Source organism: Anaeromusa acidaminophila DSM 3853, assembly GCF_000374545.1.
Taxonomy (GTDB): Bacteria; Bacillota; Negativicutes; order Anaeromusales; family Anaeromusaceae; genus Anaeromusa; species Anaeromusa acidaminophila.
On record NZ_KB894587.1, the window covers coordinates 147,030 to 166,339 of the forward strand.

A 19,310-nucleotide genomic window follows, 5' to 3' on the forward strand; every position below is an offset into this window, starting at 1 on the left:
AGCCAGCCCTCCGTTATTTCAAAACTGATTTGATAATCCCATAGTAACCTTCTGCCGCCTTCCGCAGCTGCTCAATTTCAATATGTTCATCAATAGTATGAGCTAAATTTTCCCTTGAAGGACCAAATCCGACAGTAGGAATCTTAGCTTCTCCTGCATAATGACTGCCGTTGGTACAAAACGAATAATGCGTTAATTGCGGCTCCAGTCCGGCTTCCCGCAAGCCTTGATAGGCAGCCTGTACGTATGCATCCTGCTCCGCCTCCAACCAGCCCGGAAAAAAGCGTTCCCCTTCAATACGGTTTCCCGTATAGCACGCTTCGCTCCCTTGCGCATAAAATGCGTTGGCCGTAAGCTGCGGGTCTTCCTGCCCCATCTCGGCAAGCAACTGCTGAATTGGCCGCAGTACGTCTTCCTTGCTTTCACCCACAAGCACTCTTCGATCATACGTAGCTCGGCAATAATCAGGAACCACCGACGCTCCCGGATAGGGCGAGGATTTTATATCAGTCAGTTCTAAAATACCGTTACCTAGTACGTCATGGGTTGTCAGAGGCAATTGCCGGATGCGCTGAATCACTTCCGTCATTTTATATACGGCATTGAGCCCCTGCTGAGGATTGGCCGAATGGGCTGGCTTGCCAAAGGTTTCGACTACAATTTCCGCTCGCCCCCGCTGGCCGATTTTCAAATTCAATTCCGAGGCTTCCCCAATCACCACATAATTCGGGCACACTTTCTCGCTGATCTTCCTTGCAGCCACGCCTTCAAAACATTCTTCGTGCACTACACCAGCTACAAAAATATCACCGGCAAACTCGCGCTGCGTGTCAGCGGCAAAGTAGGCTGCCGCCGCCACCATGGCGCTAAGAGCCCCCTTCATGTCGCTGGCGCCGCGCCCATAAATTTTCCCATCAATCCGTTCACCGCCGAAAGGTTGCTGCTGCCAGCTTCCAGCATCCGGCACCGGCACAGTATCAATATGCGCATCCAGTAAAATTCGTTTTCCTGGCTGGTTGCCGCGAATACAGCCAATGACATTTCCATAGCTATCCGTAAAAACCTCGTCATACCCTAAATCAGAGAAAACCTGTTTCAGCAATGCCGCCACTTCTTCTTCTTCACCAGAATAGCTTGACTGCCGAATCAGATTCTGGCACAAACCTATCAGTTGCTCCAGGCGTTCATCCGTAAGCATACGTATTTCACCTGCCTCATTTTTCATAACTTGGATATTCTCCATCCCAAACAATACGTCGATACTGCTCTGGATCGGTATCTCCTTCCGTGCTGAACAGCAGCACGTGCGATTGTTCATTAAGACCCAAAGCGGCTTTTGCCGCCGCCAAATCGGTTGCTTGCATTAATGTCGCCAGCAAGCCCAGAGGCGCCGCCCCAGACTCGCCGGAAATGATTCGTTTATCCTCCGCCAACGGGTTTCCCAGCGTCCTCATTCCCTTAGCAGCCACCCAATCCGGACACGAAAAAAAGAAATCGCTATAATCCCGTAGCATCTCCCATGCGCCTATATTGGGCTCGCCACAGGCCAATCCTGCCATAATCGTATTCATAGCGCCACCTACTGCATGCGGCTTTCCGTCTCCGAGTCGAACTGAACGATACAAACAAGCCGCTTGCGAAGCTTCAACCACTACAGTCCGCGGCAGACATTCCGGCAAAGTCGCTGCCAAATATCCTTGTACCGCTCCCGCCACAGACCCAACGCCTGCCTGCATAAAAACATGCGTAGGCGCTGACACATGCAAGTCATGCAATTGTTCCAACGCCTCCGCCGCCATCGTTCCATAACCTTGCATAATCCAGCCGGGAATTTCTTCATAACCTTCCCAAGCCGTATCCTGCACTACAATCCACCCATTTTGTTTTGCTTTATCCGCTGTCATCCGAACAGCCTCATCATAGTTCAATTCTGTAATATAAGCAGTTGCCCCTTCGGCGCGAATGTTTTCCAAACGCTGCGCCGAAGAACCTTTCGGCATATAGACAACGGCTTTTTGCTGCAACATTTTTGCCGTCCAAGCCACGCCTCGGCCATGATTGCCATCAGTTGTCGTTGCAAAGGTAAGATCGCCCAGTTTCTCCCGCATGTCCCGTGAAATCAGCTGCGCAAACGTCATCGCTTCTAGACGCTTCCCCACTTTCCGGGTCAAATACTGGGCCATGGCATAAGATCCTCCCAGCACCTTAAACGCGTTAAGACCAAAACGATACGATTCATCTTTGACATAGATTCCGCCCAGGCCTAAGGCTGCCGCTAAATGCCGCAAGGAGCGCAGCGGAGTTGGCGTATACGATGGAATGCTAGCGTGAAATTGACGCACTTTGGCAATTTCCTGCGCTGCAAACACCGCAGTTGAACTTTTCTCTCCCGGCCATTTTTTCATCTCATTCGCGGCCCATTGAATCGCACTTTCCATTAACCAATCCTCTTTTCCAGAGAGCCAGCACTCTCCATTTATACGACTAGGTTGTAAAACCTTTATTTGCTTATTTTTGATTTTACTTTTTTCGCTCTGCCAAATACAGCTTCTTTAAAAAACAGGCGGCGTAATGGCGGAAATAAAAATCAATTCTTCATCGCCTTCATTCCAAATTTTGTGCGGAAGCGTAGAAAGATAGTAAATACTGTCCCCTTCCTGCAAGTCGAAAAATTCTTCACCAATTTGTATTTTCATTCTCCCCTGGGCCACAAGCAAGTTTTCCTCGCCATAATGTCCCAGCGGTTCTTCACAAGTAACCGCGCCAGGCTTAACTCGCCCTATCATCATTTCGATCGTTTTGTTCAAATTGGGCGAAAGCAGTTCAAAGGAAACCTCGCCTCGTCCCACTCGTACTATTTTGCGTTCTTCCTTGCGAACAATTAAATTCTCTTTTTGCTCATCCATTAGAAAGTAGAAAATCGGCACATCCAACATATGTGATAACTTGCGCAGCGAAGTAATGGACGGTTCTGCCAGTCCTCGTTCTACCTGACTTAAAAAGCCTTGTGTCAAAGAGGCTCCTTCCGCGAGTTCGCGAATGGTCAGTCCTTTTTCTTGCCGTTTAGCACGAATACGTTCTCCCAGCACAGCAGCCCCTCCTTTGGGTTAATGGCGAATGCGGCGCAAAAAGGACTGGGTACGCTCCTGTTGAGGCGACTCAAAAATATCTTGAGGCGTTCCTTCTTCCACGATAATTCCCTGGTCCATAAACAAAACTCGATCCGCCACTTGCCTAGCAAAGTCCATTTCATGGGTCACTACAACCATCGTCATACCCGCCACCGCCAGCTCTTTCATTACCTCTAATACTTCTCCTACTAATTCAGGATCCAGCGCTGATGTCGGTTCGTCAAACAACATAATTTGCGGTTGCATCGCCAGCGCGCGCGCAATGGCTACGCGCTGCTGCTGTCCACCGGAAAGTTCTCTGGGAAAGCGGTCGCATTTATCTCCTAACCCTACTTTTTCCAGCAACGATGCCGCCAGCTCCCTTGCAGCATCTCGCTTTTCCTTTTTGACGATTAGCGGCGCCTCCATCACATTTTCCAAAGCCGTCTTATGGGGAAAGAGATTAAACCGTTGAAACACCATGCCGATTTGCGTCCGCAAACTGCATAAATCGTATTTTTCCGTTACCTCTTGGCCGGCAAATTTAATAACGCCCTGCTGAATGGGCTCTAGTCGATTTAAACAACGGAGAATTGTGCTTTTACCAGAACCGCTGGGGCCGATAATAACCACCTTTTCGCCCTCATGCAAACGCAAGGTAATCCCCCTCAGAACCTGAACCTCGCCAAAGGACTTACAGATGTTTTCCATTTCCACAATATAAGGCTTCATAGCTTTGCCATCCTTTTTTCCAGATTGTCAGCCACCAGCATGAATACGGAATTCATAATCAAATACAACAACGCAATCACCGTATACACCTCAAAACTGCGGAAAGTTGTGTAAATTAACTGTTCACCAGTCCGCAAAAGCTCGGTAATCGTAACCAGCGAAGCAATCGACGAGTTTTTCAAAGTGATAATGAATTGGTTCACCATCGGCGGCATGCATACTTTGATAGCCTGCGGTCCAATAATGCGCACCAATGCCTGCCGATAGTTCATGCCCAGCGACAAGGCCGCTTCCAGTTGCCCCTTATCGACAGCTTGAATGCCGGCCCGGAATATTTCGGTTACATATGCGCCTGTATTAATAGCCAAACCAACAATGCCGGCTGTCATACTGTCCATCTTCAGGCCCAATTGGGGCAGACCGAAGTACAAAATAAACAGCTGTACCAACAAAGGGGTTCCACGAATCACCCAAACATAGAAGGAAGAAATCGCATTTAAATAGCGATTAGAGGAAATTCGGCACAGCGCCCCCGCTATGCCGAACCCCATTCCTAACAAGAGCGAAATCAGGGAAATTTGCAATGTAACCAGACAACCTTGGAGCAAAATGGGAAGCTTTCCTAATACAATCGAGTAATCTAAGTTCATAACTTATCTCCCCTTCGCTTTTGTGATCATTTTTCTCCAGTCAACCATTTTTTATAAAGCTTGTCCGCTTCTCCATTTTGTTTCATATCTTTTAGCACAGCATTAACTACATCCGCCAACTCTTTATCGCCTTTTTTCACCGCAATGCCCAAAGATGCTTTTGTGAAAGGATCACCAACAATACGCACATCCGGATGCGTTTTGTTGTATTCCAATTGATTCAACAGGTCATTAATCGATGCATCCAAGCGACCATTTTCCATATCCAACAGATAGTCGACGGTTTCCTTATAGCTCTTGATTTCAAAATCAATGCCTTTGGCCTTAATGTCCTGCGCTACTTTTTCACTGGTAGCGCCAGTTTTAACCCCTACTACTTTGCCCGCCAAATCATTCACGCTGTTAATGGCGGTCTTATTTTTCATTGTAACCAGCACCATGCCAGTATCCATATAAGGCTCGGCAAAATCAACTACTTCGCGGCGTTGATCAGTAATGTACATAGCTGCAATAACCAAATCGGCCTGGCCGTTCTGTAGCGTTGGAATCAAACTGGTAAACTGCATTTCCTGTACTTCCAACGGCACGCCGATTTTCTTAGCCACGGCTTCCGCCACATCAATATCATAACCAATAATTTTGTTTGTTTTCTCATCATGGTATTCAAAAGGACGGTAGTTGCCGGTAGCCAGAATTAATTTCCCTTTTTGCTTAATTTCGTCAATACGGCTCTTTTGCGCCGTCGGTTTGTCGGAGCCGCAACCAGCAAGAACTCCCAGCGCCAACATCATCAGCAAGAGGACCCCTATCATTTTTCCGTATTTTCTCATGTTTCATCCCTCTTTCTTTGTAAGTTGCAATTGGAAACCTTATAATTAGGCGGCCGCCAAATTATCTTGACTCACTGTTCTATAAAAAAACAGAGCCCGCGCACGCTAGCGCAGGCTCCATCGCCAAATACACAGAAAAGCTCCGAATCAACGATTCGAAGCTTCATTGCTGACAAGTATTTTGTTAGTCCTTAGTATAACAGCCTGATGCAGACTATGCAAGAAAATATTTTATCCTATTAATAAAATATTACTCAGGATAATTTTTCTTTTACAGGCAACGCATTTTCACCTTCTGAAATTCTTCTTCCCCAATATGGCAATACCCGTGAGGATTTTTATCCAAATACTTTTGATGGTACTCTTCTGCCGGATAGAAATTTTGGAGCGGCGCCGCCTCAATAGCAAGAGGCTTCTCATAGCGCTGCTGCAAGGTTTGCAGCGATTGCAAAACTACTTCCCGGTCCTCTTCCTGCACATAGTAAACACCGCTTCGGTACTGCACGCCTACATCAAAGCCCTGGCGATTGACCGATACAGGATCAATCACCTCATAAAAAAGCTCTAAAATTTTGTTCAAAGATACTTCGTCTGCCTGATAAACAACTCGGACGGCTTCAGCATGACCACTGCCGTTGCACACCTCCTCATAACTGGGCTGCGCTGTTGGTCCGTTGGCATAGCCAACTTCCGTTTCGACTACACCCTTGATTAAGGATAAGTATTTTTCCGTTCCCCAAAAGCAACCTCCAGCTAGATAAATTTCTTTCTCATCCGCTTTCATTCGCTGTTCCATCCATCTCGCCTCCTCGTTGCAGCCAGCAAAATAAAACCTTCCAAGCAACGGCCTCTTGTTTGTTACCGCGTTTCTACCGCTTACAGGGTCATTTCCGTTTTGAAAACAATAACCGCTTCGCCGCCAATACGAACTTGCACCGGTTCTTCTTTCTCCACTTTTACGTAAACATCGACAATCCCGCTGCGTCCAATGACGTTTCCTTGCTCGCCTCTAAAACAGAACTGAGCGCCTTCAAAGACCGCTAACTTGTGCTTCACAAGATAAGCGCCTAATGGACCATTAGCATTCCCCGTCACCGGGTCTTCCGCAATGCCAATAGCCGGCGCAAACATACGTCCATGTGACAATACGCCCTCCATTTGCGAGTCAAGAGTAAACACAAAATATCCGTTACAGTTGATTTCGGCGCTTAATGCTTTTAAAGCAGCCAAATTGGGATTTAACGAATCCAGCTTACTTCGTTTTTGAATTCCGATCATAACTTTGGAATGTCCCGTAGACGCCACTTCCACGGGGCAACGTTCATCCAAGTCCTCTTCCATCAGCCCCAACGCCTGTAAAAGACGCTGCCGCTTTTCCTCATTAAACGGGTTGTCAAAGGAAATAGCGCCTTGGGTCATAATGATAGAGCAGCTTCCGTTGTGACGCACAATCTCTACCGGCAACGTTCCTACGCCAATTTTATGCATAATAACGGCGGAATCCATTTGCCCCTCTACGGCACGCACATAATGAGCCGCAATGGTCGCATGACCGCAAACAGGCACCTCGGTCAACGGCGTAAAATAGCGAATGCGCACCTCATGATCCGGCGCGTCCGGCGAAAATAAAAACGCTGTTTCGGAATTATTAAGCTCTCTGGCAATCGCCAGCATCTCTGCTTCGTTCAACCCGTCCGCATTCATAACAACGCCAGCCGGATTCCCTTTGAAAAGCTCCGTTGTAAAGGAGTCTACCTGATAAACCTTGTATGTACGCATAAGCCCGCCTCCTAGATGTCTAGAAAATACAATGGTTTCACTTCCATTTCTTTTCGTCATCCAAAGGCTTCTTGCCTGCTTTTCAAGCTAATTCTCGCATCATTTCTACAAAAGAATCCACCATATCCGGATCAAATTGAGAGCCTGCGCAACGAATAATTTCAGCAATCGCTTCCGCATCTGACAAAGCCTGGCGATAAGGCCGGTCATTTGTAATCGCGTCAAAGGTATCGACAATCGAAATAATTCGACAAGACAGCGGAATCGAAGAACCCGCTATTCCTTGCGGATATCCTTGCCCGTCCCAGCGTTCATGATGCTGCAGAATCAAATTGGCAACTCCCACTAATTCGGGAATGGACTGGGCGATCTTATGGCCAATTTCCGGATGCATTTTCATTTCCTGCCATTCTTCTTCTGTAAGCGAACCCGGCTTCAACAAAATACGGTCAGGGATGCCCACTTTACCCAGGTCATGAAATTGCGCCAGGAGACTGAGCATCGCCAGTTCATACTGCGTCATGCCAACTCGCTCTCCCAATTTTACAGCCAACTCCTTTAGGCGCTCCGCATGATCTTCGGTTTCAATATGCCTCGCTCCCAACGTGTTCATTACAGCCTGAACCATTTTGCTTTTTGCGCTTTGTCCTTGTGTCAGCTTGAGGCGGTACAGCTTTTTATCCGCTATTTTGAATAAGTCGTCCAACGTTTCTTCCGGCTTGCGGCTTAACGCAATGCCTACGGACAAGCTTAAAGGAACGCCGGAATGACGCCGATTATACGCATCTACTTCCACCCGCACCTGTTCTTCAATGCTTTTTATACAATCGTCATCGGTTTGCAGCAAAATGGCCGCAAACTCATCCCCGCCTGTGCGCGCTACAATCCCCTTGCCTGCAGAAATATTGCTCATAATTTTAGCGGCAGCAAGAATCGCTTGATCTCCAGCCTTAAGTCCCATTGTATCATTAACAAATTTCAGTCCGTCAATATCCGCACTCAACGTTGCAACCGGATAAATAGGCGAGCGTTGCATACGCTGCATTTCCGCTTCAAAAAACGTACGATTATATAACCCTGTCAGTACGTCATGAAAGCGATTATATTGCAGCTCTTCTTCTTTTCGTTTGCGTTCTTGTATTTCTTGCCGCAACTGTGCTTGCAACCGAATATCTCGTCCTACAAAAATAAAACCAGCTGGTTCTCCTACCTGATCCGCTACAGCAGAAACACGAAACTCGATAGGCAGCGGCTCTCCTTGCTTAGTCTGCATCTCCAACTCCGCCACCGCTTCCAGGGCAACAAGCAATTGACCTTCTTCACTTAGCAAACCTGAAATAAACTGCGGCAGTGCGTTATACATAGCTTCTTCCTCCGCATACCCTGTCGCGGCTACAAAACCGGAATTCACCTGCAAAATTTTAAAGTTTAAATCGGTCACCGCAATAATACCAGTAACATGCTCTAAAAGCATATTGGGACTAATCATCGATGCTACATTAAACAGCTTATACCGATGATACGCATACCAAAAGCCCAAAAAATAAAGAAAGACAAAAAGATGCAGCGGATCCGCCCGGCCTTCTCCTTCAATAATAACTGGATAATAGGCCTCAAGAAAGTAGGCGGTTCCTACGGCGCAAGCATTGCTCAAAAAAGCCAAGGCTGCCTGAATCCGTTTTCGCTTAGCCTTGTTTTTCCACCCCCAGCGAGCCAGTATAACCGATACCAGCAGGCCGTAGAAAACATAAAATAGGTTAAACGCTAAATAGAATGCATCTACTGCTAGACGTCCAACGCCGACACCCAGAAAAAAAACTTCCCAAACAATCAATACTGCTGCAGGTAAATACAGCAAGGCAACTTTCCATTTTTTATTAACAACCGCTTCGTTTTCTGTCAGAAGCAGATTAATATGAAGAAATACAGCCACAAAAGGAATCCAGCCAAATGCCGAAAGCTTATCCGCCAACCAATAGCTTTCTATATCCTGCATTTGATATACATACAATAAACCAATCGACCATATAGTAATGCTTTGAAATAAAAGGAAAAACAAACGGTGAATCAACTGCGTTCGCTCAGAGACATATACGCGCCAACCGACAAAACCACTTAAGACAGCAGTAATAAGAGACATAATTGATAGTAAATCAAAAATATCCACGTGTTCCTCCTTAGCAAGATTCTTTTTTGCAACAGCTTACAAAAAAAGTGCCGGGCTCCATGCCGGCACAAAATACGATCTCAAGGTTGAGTCGGCAACTTGGCGACCATAAACAAAACAACGTTGTCCGTAGGCCCATAGCTTTGCGTCCTTGCTTTTCAACAAGTTTGCCCATATAAAGTTCATTGTGACAGTTTTATGTTTATAATACTACATAAAACTCATCATTTTGTACTTTACAAGATTTTCCTACTAATTTCCACATGACTTTTTTCCTATTTTTGATCTTTTTTTACATTCATTACACCTAATTTTTAACATAAGCGCGCAATTTGTCCCATGACTTTTTCATTTAAATTACGTAAACAGAAACTATCCTTGTCTCCGTTTCAATTCAAATATCGCTAAAATGACTTTGGAGCGCCCTCCGCAAAGCGGCGCAAAACAATCCTTTCTGGAAATACATTTTTCTCCAATCAGAAAACACCCCTTGGCCGTGTGAGGAAAATAACCATTTTCTAATTTTTTTTGCCCTAAACACCCCCTTTTTCTCTTTACTTTCTCGCCTTCTAATGTTACATTGTAAATTGTCTGTGTCTTTATAATGGACTATTTTGTCGTTATGTTTTCTTTGCTAGTACACAGTCACTCTCAAAAGAACGAAAAGGGGATTTAAATGGATATTTTTCGCACTAAAAGCATTGAAGCCTTCCGAGAAGGCGCCAAAGAAAAAAAGCTCAAAAAGACCTTGGGCGCCTTCGATCTTATCTTACTAGGTGTCGGCGTAATTATGGGCACCGGAATTTTCGTATTTACCGGCGTTGTAGCCGCCAAATACGCGGGACCAGCTATTGTTGTGTCCTTGGTTCTTTCCGCTATCGCCTGCGCCTTCGCCGCCTTAGCCTATGCGGAGCTTGCCTCGATTGTTCCCATCTCCGGCAGTTCCTATACGTATTCCTATGCGGTATTAGGTGAAATTGTCGCTTGGATGGTTGGCTGGAGTCTGATTTTAGAATACTCTTTAGGTGCGAGCGCAGTAGCTGCCGGCTGGTCGGCTTACGCCACCGGCTTGTTTAAATCAGCAGGCTTTGCCGTGCCTCAAGCCTTAACCGCCGTCCCGGCTGACGGCGGTATCATTAATCTGCCGGCGGTCATCATCTCGCTTTTTTTAAGCTTTTTGCTCGTGCGTGGTACAAAGGAAAGCACCACTCTCAATCGTATTTTAGTAGCAGTAAAGCTGGTAGCCGTATTCATCTTTCTCTTTCTTGCCGGCCCAAAGGTCGACCCCGCCAACTGGACGCCCTTCATGCCCTTTGGCATCTCAGGCGTTGTTACGGGCGCAGCTACTATCTTTTTAGCCTATATTGGCTTTGACATTGTTTCCACCGCTGCGGAAGAGTGCAAAAATCCCAATCGTGACTTGCCCATTGGAATTATTGGCTCTTTAATTGTCTGCGCCATTTTATACGTATCCGTAGCAGCCGTCTTAACCGGCGTCGTCCCCTATACCGAGCTCAACACCGGCGAGCCAGTCGCTTTTGCCCTGCGCTCCATTGGTTACAACATGGGTTCCGCTTTAGTAGGAACCGGCGCGATTGCCGGCATAACAACCGTTCTCCTTGTTGTCATGTACGGCCAGACTCGCGTATTTTACGCCATGTCTCGTGATGGCATGCTGCCTGCAGGCATCTGCAAAATCCATCCTAAATACCAAACGCCTCATATTATTACCATTCTATCCGGCATTGTCGTCGCCATTGTATCCGGGTTGACGCCTATCAGCGTTATTGCCGAGCTAACTAATATCGGCACCTTGTTTGCCTTTGTTATTACCGCCGTAGGCGTATTAGTCCTGCGCCGCACCAAACCAGATATTCATCGTCCTTTCCGCTGCCCGGCGGTCACCTTTGTTTCTCTGGGCGCCATTATCTCCTGCGGGTATCTGATGTACAGCCTCCCCGGCGATACCTGGTTCCGCTACGGCATTTGGAGCGCCCTCGGCCTCGTCGCCTATTTCGCCTATGGCTATCGCAAAAGCCTGCTTCATCCTCGCAATCAAGAGAAGAACCAAGCTGCTTAATAGGGAACGAACACAGAGTAAGCATAAAAAGATCCATCATAAGAAAAAAGGGTCTGACTTTTTAAAAGTCAGACCCTTTTTTTCTTATCTGCCTAAGAGCTTACTTTCCGAAATAACGCTCTAAAAGACCTTTGAAAGCTGCGCCATGGCGCGCTTCGTCTTTGCACATTTCATGCACGGTATCATGAATAGCATCTAGGCCAAGAGCTTTAGCCTTTTTCGCAATACCCAGCTTGCCTTCGCACGCGCCGTACTCCGCTTCTACGCGAAGTTCAAGGTTCTTCTTCGTGCACGGAAAAACTACTTCGCCCAGCAGTTCGGCAAATTTAGCCGCATGCTCCGCTTCTTCAAAGGCAATCCGCTTGTATGCTTCCGCCACTTCCGGGAAGCCTTCCCGATCCGCTTGACGGCTCATAGCTAAGTACATGCCCACTTCGGTGCATTCGCCTGCAAAATTCATTTTCAGGCCTTCAATAATTTCCGGATCAACTCCAGCCGCTACGCCAATACGATGCTCATCCGCCCAATTCATAGCCTCAGCCGACCGTTCAATAAATTTCGCGGCCGGCGCTTTACAGGTCGGACAAATTTCCGGAGCCGCATCTCCCTCGTGAACATAGCCGCAGATGGTGCAAACAAATTTTTTCATTTTTAGTTCCTCCTTATATTTAAATAATAATTATCCGTTGACATTAACTATATTATCACTATGTTTTCTTTTTGACAAGAGCCTTTTTCTTTTTTTCTTTTCTCTTTTTTAATTGTTCGCTTAGTTTATCGGGAATTGTTTTCAAATTATTTCCAATTTATCGTTTTCCAAAAGGAGGAAATGATCAGTCCCGCGTATAAACTATGTTGCAAATCCCGTTCTATAAAGAACACCGCTTTTAAGAGAAGCTGCAAGCACAGAAAAAGGAGGTACTTTATGGCTAAGGGAGATCAGCTTGACATTATTTTATGCGACCCGAATTTAACCTGGGATGATTGGGAAACTCTGGGCAGCATCTTTGAACTCACCAATATCAACCAAGCTTCAAAACAAGAAAAACGCGAAATTCTAAACCGCGAAATCCGCCACGCTTATGGTAATAGCGCACTTAATCTTTTTCGCAATAACTATGAGCCGGATTATGAAGAGATAGTACGTAAAACGGCAGCAGTATTAAATTTAACTGAAAAAGCCCCGCTAAAAGCAGCTACAGTAGCGCAAATTGAAGAATTCATCGTACTTGAGGTATTAAGCCGCCTCAAAGCGCAGATTATTAAAGAAAGCGGCATCCACGCCTGGCATGCGATTGAAGACTCCGTAGACTTCGAAATACAAAAATACCTCATTGCCGGGAAATGCCCTTCTTGCATAGTCAGCCGTTTCAAAGCCCTGCGCGGCTCTGCTTTACTAACCGCACTACTAGCCGGGCGCATGGCGGGACTCCCTCAATACGTAGCAGCCAGCGAACTGATCTTAGTTTTAGCCCGTCGCTTTGGCTTTCCTGACTTGCCTCCTATGGCCGGCTCTCTTCTTGAGCGTGCAATTGCCGCTCTTTTTGGTCCGCTTGGCTGGACTGCTTCATTTTTCTGGCTTGGCTTAGATATGGGAGATACAAACTGGAAACGAGTCATCCCTGCGGTGTTTGTAATTGCCGCCTTGCGCAAACGACTTCGCCACCATCTTAATCCGGCTATATTCCAAGAGCATTATCAAGCTCCGGAATAACGACTATAATTGAAAAACACTCCGTCTCTCACTTTTGCCGATACAGGGCATATCTGGCTCAAAGACATTCCCCTTCGCATGGTGAACACGCCCATTCATATCAACGAAGAAATGGAAAACCTGCTTTCCTTAGCCATTATGCAAAACTTTATTCCTGTAATCGATGATAACGATGTCTTTTGCGGCATTATTCGTCGCCGAGAAATCATTGAGTATTTCGCCCGCCAGCCCAGAGCTTCTCTCTAAGATTTCCGTTTACTCGTCGATAGGTATTGGATGCGTTTGATTCCAGATTGTCCATTTCAGAGAATATTGATCATCATTAGCTTGGCAATACTGATAAAACCTCTTTATGAATCTCTTACGTTCCTGATCTTTCTCCATTCGCCAGCCCCGATCTTCTTCAGATGACAAAAGATCAATACCTCCAATATCCCGCTGTCTCGTTATAATAGCGGCACAAGAATCGTTTTTTGCGTTTTTCATCATATCATACATAGTTAAAAACGTAGTAGTTCTACCATGCCCGGCTTCACAGTGCATATGAAGCCAGGAGCCTGGAGGCAACATCCGAACAAACTCTACAAAACGCTCCACGCTCTCATCATCAGGACGACAATGATCTGTTATAGCTAGGCGAAAATACCCCATCTCGTTCTGCCTTGCTAGTTGCTCCTCCGAACTTACGACTTCAATCGGCACTGCCATCGATACTGCCGAAACGAGGCCGCCGCTGCTCTTATCTTTTTTAAGCTTACTATACACAATAGCTTGCTGTGCTGCAGCCAGCTCGGATAGTTCTTTTTGCTCAAGCTGTAATACCTCTTCTACGCTTTTGCCGGCATTGGCCCAATTCTTTTCTCCATACCAGCTTATAGGAAGTCCATTAATAAAGCCATGACTCTCTTGGCGTAGATCGACCAAAACTATTTTTACTTCACTTATATTTTTCTTAACTTCCAGCAATTCCTTTTCCGAAAACTGTGCGCTTCCAGAGGCTCTCAGCCATTCTACACGCCGAAAACTCTCTGGCAACGCCGCTTTATCCTCAGCATCTTGCCGCAATACTGTTTGTGTTTCGGACAAAATAGATTCGTGCGCTTCCAAAGGATTAGATATAGCAAATAAAATAAGCGCACAAAGGTTGCATATAAGCACTACCCAAAAGCCATGCCTTTTCATAGCTTTATCTCCTCGCCTTGCCTGTGCACTGTTCTATACAAATCTTAAACACCGTTGTCGCAGAGCCCGCCTTTTCGATATAAGCCAGCCCTTTTTCCTTAAAGTCGCTTGCATATTTTTCAACAAACGCTTCCAAGGCTGCTTTTTTCTCCTCGGCCGTCACTTCGATCGCTTTCCCTAAGGCAATAACGCTCTCATAATTCGTCGTAAATTGTTCCGGCAGCACCTCTGTATCTCCTACTATGCAAAAAGATGCGCGCGAATTCTGTCGCAGCAAATCAAGCTTCAGCCCCTCTGTAGCGCTGTGAAAATACAAGGCGTCCCGAAAATAAACAAAACTTAACGGCACCCCATACGCTTGGTTGTTTGCATCCACCAGCGATAACACGCCATAGGCGGCTTTATGCAAAAGCTCCTTTATCTCCGTCTCTCCCAACTGCCTGTCTTTTCTCCGCATTTCTCTAGCCATCCGCCATCCTCCTCACAAGCTTACCTTCTTCGTTACGGCTTTTTTCCATTCAGTCGTTCAATAACCCCTGCATAGGCCGGATATTCCCGCATTAATTCTTCATACGAGCAAAGACGAAAATCTCGATAGTCAAAACCAGGCGACACCATGCAACTGACCAAACCGAAGGAGCCTTTTTCCGCGACCTCCGCCCCAAAAATCGTTTGCGCCGGTACCAAAACCTGCGGCTGCTCTCCCCGGTTCACATCCAATCCCAAACGCACGCTGGTCAGCATTCCATTCGGACTGATCATGTGCAAAATCAAGGGAGAACCATCATGGTAAAACCAAATTTCATCGGACAGAAGCTGATGAAACTGCGAAACACCGCCAGACTTCAAAAGGTAGTAGATCGTAGATGCCAAGGGACGCTCGCCTGTATAAACATCCGGCAGTATCGCAGCTCCCGCTTTCCGTTGATTCTTGTACAGCTCTTTAAAGTAACCGCCTTCCACATGCCCAACGAGTTGCAATGCTGCTATATACTCGTCCGCCGTCCGCTTCTCTTTTGCTTCTGCTGCTACAATGCTAAAATACCAACTGCAGCAAACCAGAAGCACTATCAGTCCTGCTCTTCGCAATGTCATGCCCCCTATCAAGTTTCATTTCTTTGGTACATTTCGCGGCTAACGAATAAAAACCTGCTTCTTTCAGATTTCAAAAGAAGCAGGTTTTTATTCGTTAGTTACAAGAATTCATTTTTTAAGCCTGACAGGCTTCCAACGCACGTTCTCCTAAAAAAGCTCGAATCATGGCAATAGCCGCCTCAATCGTTCTGCCGTCTTTATCCAACAACGGGTTAAGCTCCACAAACTCGGCCGAAGTAACGACTTTATGGGACGCCAAGCACCGCATCGCTTCCAAATGCTGCGCCAACGGCAGGCCTCCCGCCACCGGAGTACCTACGCCGCTGGCTTCTTTCGGGTCGAGCACATCCAAGTCGCAGCTCAAGTGAATGCCATCGCAGCGTGAGGATAGATATGCCACCGCTTCCTCCATAACCGCCACACTGCCTCTACGATACATGTCCTCAGAAGTATAGACTTTTATATTTTTTTCTCGCAAAAACTTTTTTTCCCCTGCATCTAGATCTCGAACTCCGACTAATACGACATGGTCCTGGCGAATCTTATGCTTATAACCGCCTACCGCAATAAGTTCCGGGTGTCCTGCGCCCAAACTTGCCGCCACAGGCATGCCCTGTATATAACCGCTTGGCGATGTTTCCGGCGTATTGCTGTCTCCATGCGCATCGTACCAAAGAAGTCCCAAGGCACGATAATGCCTAGCAATACCTGCAAGAGAGCCAATAGCTACACTATGATCCCCGCCCAAAACTAAGGGTATTCGCCCACTGCAAACAATCTCGGAAACCTTGATAGCTACCAGTTCCAGACTGTCGCGCACCGCTCGCAGATTGCACACGCTGCCGGTACCGCAGGAAGTGATCGCTTGATTTTTGATGTTCAGATTTCCGGCATCAATAACATCCAGTCCCGTCGAACGCAGCATTCGTACCAAACCGGCAGCACGCATTGCGTCCGGCCCCAGTTGCGTCCCAAACATCTCCTGCCCCAACCAGGTAGGCACCCCTAACACAGTAATTCCTTTTTTATTCTTTCCCTGTAAACGCATGCTGCTTTCTGCCTTCCTTTGCCTTCATACACTGAAACAAAATGAATTTTTTTGACCTTCTTTGGTTATTCTTTGACTTCTTGATTTACAGTAAATATCCTGCCTGAATACACAGAAAAGAAATTTTATTCACTACTATTAATAAAAGAACCAGTGTTTAATTAAAAACACTGGTTCTTTGTGACATGTTTAGTTAAAATTTGTAATCCACCAGGGGTAGCATCTTATGTTCCCACTCTACCTGCAAATGCCGCCCTGAAAGATAGTAGCGTTTTCCTCCGAGAGCTGCTTTTCCATCGTTAGCAGTCTCCTTTTCTTTGGCCCGTTCTTGTTCTTCCTTCTCGATAAGCTGCTTCAAAATATCCATTAAAGGCGATATTCGCCCAACCGCTTTACCTTCCAACCATACGGAAACGCTTTTCGTATCGCTTTCTGCGGCAGAGACTACATACACCTTGGCTGCATCTTTGGACACAATCGACTCAGCTGTTGTCACCTGCACCCTAGTATCTTGCGACGCAAAGACAACCGCCGCTTCTCGTGCCCCAGCAACAGCCGCTGCACTAGACCCATTCACTACTGAAAGCGAGCTGCTGACAGCTGAACCTCCCACATCCAATTTGACCTCCGCCAAAGACTGCAGCGGTACCGGAATAAGACGAGGCGTATTATTATTCGTAATCGCAAGGCCATTCTCCGTTTGCTGTACGCTCACATGCGCTGTTTCCCCTTCATAATTCACTTGGGACTGCTTGGTGGTATAACGGCCATCCTGGCCGTTCGAGACAGGAGGCGAAGCAACCTGTGCATTCCCCTCGCTCGTTGCCAAGTCAAGGCGCTGCACCGTACCGACTTCGCCTGAATCCCGCAAGAACAAGCCGCTTTGTCGTACTTGACCCTGCAGTTCATTGCGGCTATCCTTTAGAGAAAATTCCGTAGCTACGCTGCCCAAATAAATAGCGCCTACATCTGCTTCCTTTAAAGACAGTAATTGATCCTTCCCTTGATCGTCTTTGGCCCAAATACGCAGTTTGCCGTAAACATCGTCATTTTCATCAATCCAGCCATTGCCGTCTGCATCAAATTTGGCCAAGTCTCCAAAAGCGTCACCGCTTTTAGCGCCAAAAAGCTCGCTGCCGTCATTGATTTTACCGTCTCCATTCTGATCTAATGCTAAAAAGCCAGCGCCGGGTTTAACAAAGGACATACTGTCTTTTTGACCGTCCGCATCCAAATCAAAAGCGTATTTTTCTTCGGTCAGACCCACTGCGGCAGAACCTTTACCATACTGAATGACCAAGGGGTCCTCCAGGGTAGCCGTACTTTGCGTCTGAACCATTTCCGCCGAGCGCAGCATCAACGAGGTCTGATCGATTTGCACCGTCCTTCCGTCTTCTGTAGTCACCCGCCCCTGCGCTGACCACGCTGTATATTCCGCTTCACTCACGGTATGCGTTCTAGTCTCCACCTCTCCAATCCGCAAACCCGTTGCCGCTCCGTTGGCATTAGTCGTCGCCACAAACACCGTTGACTCTCCTACCGCGGTACTGGTTCCTTGCAACTGGGCGTTTTCCTGACGCGTCACCGTCTCACCTTGACTTTGCCCTACAACAACCGCGCCTTGGCCCACCGTCATCTGCTGCGACGCTTCCCTAATAACGCCAACTTGCCGCCAGTTGCCACTGCTTTGCGGCGGCTTTCCGATCGTAGCGTTGCTGCTATTTTGATCCACCACAAGTTTTGTGTGGCTTTCGGCTGAAACTTCTTCCTGAATTACGTCGCTATCTACTCCCATAAAGGCCGTTACATTTTTAAGCTCATCTCGCTCTTTCTGGGAAAGCTTAGAAAAGTCAACGTCTTTATTCACCGCCGCTGCAGTTGCCCGCAAGGCCCCTTCGCTCAATTGCAGCTCGTAAGCCCGATCCGTCTGAATTTCCGTATGGCTGCTCTCTTGCTCTAAGGTTGTCGCCGCTGCCGTACTGGAAGCATATACGCTTTCTCTTTCTTTCGTGCCTAAAAAATGGTTGCTGCTAAACTCTACAGTACTAGAATCAATTTTCACCAACCTCAGCTCCTATATTTTTTTGCTTCACCTCACCGGTAAAGCTCCTTATTTATAATATCGTACGCATTGTGAAACTTTTTACATGTTTTTTCGTTTTTTTGCGATATTTTTTGAACTCGCTTGAAAATTAACAACTTTCCCTTTCATTTCTACCCAATGAAGTTAAAACATGGTATGCTATATCTATAGTGTTTTAAACAAGGAGGGTTCTTTCGTGAAGCAGATTCTTTTCATTTGCGTCTTATCTCTTGTTTCAATACTCTATAACCCGGAAAACGCCTTAGCCAGCCCTCAAGAATTCATTATCATCAACAATACAGGCCACAATATTTGCGCACTGTATATCTCTCCTTCCAATACGAATGATTGGCAAGACAACTTGCTTGAACAACCTATATTGGGAATTGCCGATCAGGCGACGCTTCCGTTTCATCGTAATGAACCCGCTGCTTATTGGGATGTTCGGGTAGTATATGATAATGGGTTCAGTGATAATTGGAAGCATTGCCAATTGCGCAAGCAGCTTTTTATAACGCTCAAGGCCGAAACAAACACTTAAACTGTATTTTCTTCATTCAAGTCATGACCGCCCGTTAAACGGGCGGCATGCACCAGCCCTATAAGGGCTGATTACTAGCGGCACCTAAAAGTGCTGCTTTTCACTTCGTTCAAGCCATCTTTGCACTTGGTACTAGCTACCCCTGAAGGGGTCTTCTAACTCTTTTACACTAATTTTATCCATCATTTGATCTGCTTTCTCTTGTTCTCTTATATACTTTTTTATTGTAGCTTCATTAAGGCCAACTGTACTCACATAATATCCAATTGACCAGAAATGTCGATTCCCAAATTTGTATT

The 19,310-nt window shown here is 46.5% G+C and carries 20 protein-coding genes and 1 riboswitch; of the genes, 4 read left to right on the forward strand and 16 right to left on the reverse strand.

Annotation, left to right across the window (positions count from 1 at the left end; all coding sequences use genetic code 11):
- Nucleotides 1-13: 13 nt before the first annotated feature.
- From C508_RS0106060 to C508_RS19390, 9 genes are all read right to left on the reverse strand, one after another.
- The gene (locus C508_RS0106060) at nt 14-1,198 is read right to left on the reverse strand and encodes a YgeY family selenium metabolism-linked hydrolase (RefSeq protein ID WP_026319393.1); all 1,185 of its coding nucleotides are present in this window, start codon (nt 1,196-1,198) and stop codon (nt 14-16) included.
- 16 nt (nt 1,199-1,214) lie between these two features.
- Nucleotides 1,215-2,438 (reverse strand): diaminopropionate ammonia-lyase, encoded by a 1,224-nt coding sequence (gene dpaL / locus C508_RS0106065; RefSeq protein ID WP_018702654.1) that lies wholly within the window; start codon nt 2,436-2,438, stop codon nt 1,215-1,217.
- 114 nt (nt 2,439-2,552) lie between these two features.
- Entirely contained in the window at nt 2,553-3,089 is a 537-nt protein-coding gene (locus tag C508_RS0106070) for a helix-turn-helix domain-containing protein (RefSeq protein ID WP_018702655.1), read from the reverse strand.
- Nucleotides 3,090-3,107: 18 nt separating this feature from the next.
- Nucleotides 3,108-3,842, reverse strand: coding sequence for an amino acid ABC transporter ATP-binding protein (locus C508_RS0106075; protein WP_018702656.1), 735 nt, complete (start codon nt 3,840-3,842; stop codon nt 3,108-3,110).
- A complete protein-coding gene (locus C508_RS0106080) occupies nt 3,839-4,492 on the reverse strand; it encodes an amino acid ABC transporter permease (protein ID WP_018702657.1) in 654 nt (217 codons plus the stop codon). The genes C508_RS0106075 and C508_RS0106080 overlap by 4 nt, the downstream gene beginning before the upstream one ends.
- 26 nt (nt 4,493-4,518) lie before the next feature.
- Nucleotides 4,519-5,322 carry a transporter substrate-binding domain-containing protein gene (locus C508_RS0106085; RefSeq protein WP_018702658.1) on the reverse strand — a complete coding sequence of 268 codons (804 nt, stop codon included), beginning with the start codon at nt 5,320-5,322 and terminating at the stop codon, nt 4,519-4,521.
- Between the two features lie 271 nt (nt 5,323-5,593).
- A complete protein-coding gene (gene msrA, locus C508_RS0106090) occupies nt 5,594-6,118 on the reverse strand; it encodes a peptide-methionine (S)-S-oxide reductase MsrA (protein ID WP_018702659.1) in 525 nt (174 codons plus the stop codon).
- Nucleotides 6,119-6,198: 80 nt separating this feature from the next.
- A complete protein-coding gene (locus C508_RS0106095) occupies nt 6,199-7,101 on the reverse strand; it encodes a PhzF family isomerase (protein ID WP_018702660.1) in 903 nt (300 codons plus the stop codon).
- Between the two features lie 82 nt (nt 7,102-7,183).
- Complete coding sequence (locus tag C508_RS19390) at nt 7,184-9,268, reverse strand: histidine kinase N-terminal 7TM domain-containing diguanylate cyclase/phosphohydrolase (protein ID WP_018702661.1); 2,085 nt, start codon at nt 9,266-9,268, stop codon at nt 7,184-7,186.
- 90 nt (nt 9,269-9,358) lie between these two features.
- A riboswitch (cyclic di-GMP riboswitch) is annotated at nt 9,359-9,450 on the reverse strand.
- A 494-nt stretch (nt 9,451-9,944) separates the two neighbouring features.
- Here C508_RS19390 and C508_RS0106105 point away from each other — a divergent pair.
- Entirely contained in the window at nt 9,945-11,348 is a 1,404-nt protein-coding gene (locus C508_RS0106105; protein WP_018702662.1) for an amino acid permease, read from the forward strand.
- 100 nt (nt 11,349-11,448) lie between these two features.
- On the opposite strand, the gene C508_RS0106110 is transcribed toward C508_RS0106105, so the two are convergent.
- On the reverse strand, nt 11,449-11,997 hold the full coding sequence (locus C508_RS0106110; RefSeq protein WP_018702663.1) for an NADH peroxidase: 549 nt from the start codon (nt 11,995-11,997) through the stop codon (nt 11,449-11,451).
- Between the two features lie 276 nt (nt 11,998-12,273).
- Here C508_RS0106110 and C508_RS0106115 point away from each other — a divergent pair, with 276 nt between their 5' ends.
- Together C508_RS0106115 and C508_RS17940 are read left to right on the forward strand one after the other, a co-directional pair.
- Nucleotides 12,274-13,062: a YaaW family protein gene (locus tag C508_RS0106115; protein ID WP_018702664.1), complete on the forward strand. Its 789-nt coding sequence runs from the start codon at nt 12,274-12,276 to the stop codon at nt 13,060-13,062.
- A gap of 9 nt (nt 13,063-13,071) precedes the next feature.
- The gene (locus C508_RS17940; RefSeq protein ID WP_018702665.1) at nt 13,072-13,308 is read left to right on the forward strand and encodes a CBS domain-containing protein; all 237 of its coding nucleotides are present in this window, start codon (nt 13,072-13,074) and stop codon (nt 13,306-13,308) included.
- Nucleotides 13,309-13,317: 9 nt separating this feature from the next.
- Here C508_RS17940 and C508_RS17945 read toward each other — a convergent pair whose 3' ends face one another.
- From C508_RS17945 to C508_RS19395, 5 genes are all read right to left on the reverse strand, one after another.
- A complete protein-coding gene (locus C508_RS17945; RefSeq protein WP_018702666.1) occupies nt 13,318-14,244 on the reverse strand; it encodes a phosphatase domain-containing putative toxin in 927 nt (308 codons plus the stop codon).
- A gap of 4 nt (nt 14,245-14,248) precedes the next feature.
- Nucleotides 14,249-14,713: a pyridoxamine 5'-phosphate oxidase family protein gene (locus C508_RS0106130; protein WP_018702667.1), complete on the reverse strand. Its 465-nt coding sequence runs from the start codon at nt 14,711-14,713 to the stop codon at nt 14,249-14,251.
- A 32-nt stretch (nt 14,714-14,745) separates the two neighbouring features.
- Nucleotides 14,746-15,339 (reverse strand): cupin domain-containing protein, encoded by a 594-nt coding sequence (locus C508_RS0106135; protein WP_083928041.1) that lies wholly within the window; start codon nt 15,337-15,339, stop codon nt 14,746-14,748.
- Nucleotides 15,340-15,454: 115 nt separating this feature from the next.
- A complete protein-coding gene (gene rocF, locus C508_RS0106140) occupies nt 15,455-16,387 on the reverse strand; it encodes an arginase (RefSeq protein WP_018702669.1) in 933 nt (310 codons plus the stop codon).
- A gap of 193 nt (nt 16,388-16,580) precedes the next feature.
- Nucleotides 16,581-18,449, reverse strand: a complete 1,869-nt coding sequence (locus C508_RS19395; RefSeq protein ID WP_018702670.1) for an SPM autocatalytic domain-containing protein — start codon at nt 18,447-18,449, stop codon at nt 16,581-16,583.
- Nucleotides 18,450-18,666: 217 nt separating this feature from the next.
- Here C508_RS19395 and C508_RS0106150 point away from each other — a divergent pair, with 217 nt between their 5' ends.
- Nucleotides 18,667-19,011, forward strand: a complete 345-nt coding sequence (locus C508_RS0106150) for a hypothetical protein (protein WP_018702671.1) — start codon at nt 18,667-18,669, stop codon at nt 19,009-19,011.
- A gap of 132 nt (nt 19,012-19,143) precedes the next feature.
- Here the strand turns inward: C508_RS0106150 and C508_RS17955 are convergent.
- Nucleotides 19,144-19,310: transposase (locus C508_RS17955; RefSeq protein WP_018702672.1), on the reverse strand; the 167-nt coding region annotated here is incomplete at its 5' end.

What these genes read in the sequence shown, in the direction of transcription:
- msrA (WP_018702659.1), bottom strand. Translation starts at nt 6,118, where the DNA reads ATGGAACAGCGAATGAAAGCGGATGAGAAAGAAATTTATCTAGCTGGA.
- C508_RS0106105 (WP_018702662.1), top strand. Translation starts at nt 9,945, where the DNA reads ATGGATATTTTTCGCACTAAAAGCATTGAAGCCTTCCGAGAAGGCGCC.
- C508_RS0106130 (WP_018702667.1), bottom strand. Translation starts at nt 14,713, where the DNA reads ATGGCTAGAGAAATGCGGAGAAAAGACAGGCAGTTGGGAGAGACGGAG.
- C508_RS0106135 (WP_083928041.1), bottom strand. Translation starts at nt 15,339, where the DNA reads ATGACATTGCGAAGAGCAGGACTGATAGTGCTTCTGGTTTGCTGCAGT.
- C508_RS0106080 (WP_018702657.1), bottom strand. Translation starts at nt 4,492, where the DNA reads ATGAACTTAGATTACTCGATTGTATTAGGAAAGCTTCCCATTTTGCTC.
- C508_RS0106075 (WP_018702656.1), bottom strand. Translation starts at nt 3,842, where the DNA reads ATGAAGCCTTATATTGTGGAAATGGAAAACATCTGTAAGTCCTTTGGC.
- C508_RS0106095 (WP_018702660.1), bottom strand. Translation starts at nt 7,101, where the DNA reads ATGCGTACATACAAGGTTTATCAGGTAGACTCCTTTACAACGGAGCTT.
- C508_RS17945 (WP_018702666.1), bottom strand. Translation starts at nt 14,244, where the DNA reads ATGAAAAGGCATGGCTTTTGGGTAGTGCTTATATGCAACCTTTGTGCG.
- C508_RS0106085 (WP_018702658.1), bottom strand. Translation starts at nt 5,322, where the DNA reads ATGAGAAAATACGGAAAAATGATAGGGGTCCTCTTGCTGATGATGTTG.
- dpaL (WP_018702654.1), bottom strand. Translation starts at nt 2,438, where the DNA reads ATGGAAAGTGCGATTCAATGGGCCGCGAATGAGATGAAAAAATGGCCG.
- C508_RS0106115 (WP_018702664.1), top strand. Translation starts at nt 12,274, where the DNA reads ATGGCTAAGGGAGATCAGCTTGACATTATTTTATGCGACCCGAATTTA.
- C508_RS0106060 (WP_026319393.1), bottom strand. Translation starts at nt 1,198, where the DNA reads ATGCTTACGGATGAACGCCTGGAGCAACTGATAGGTTTGTGCCAGAAT.
- C508_RS0106110 (WP_018702663.1), bottom strand. Translation starts at nt 11,997, where the DNA reads ATGAAAAAATTTGTTTGCACCATCTGCGGCTATGTTCACGAGGGAGAT.
- rocF (WP_018702669.1), bottom strand. Translation starts at nt 16,387, where the DNA reads ATGCGTTTACAGGGAAAGAATAAAAAAGGAATTACTGTGTTAGGGGTG.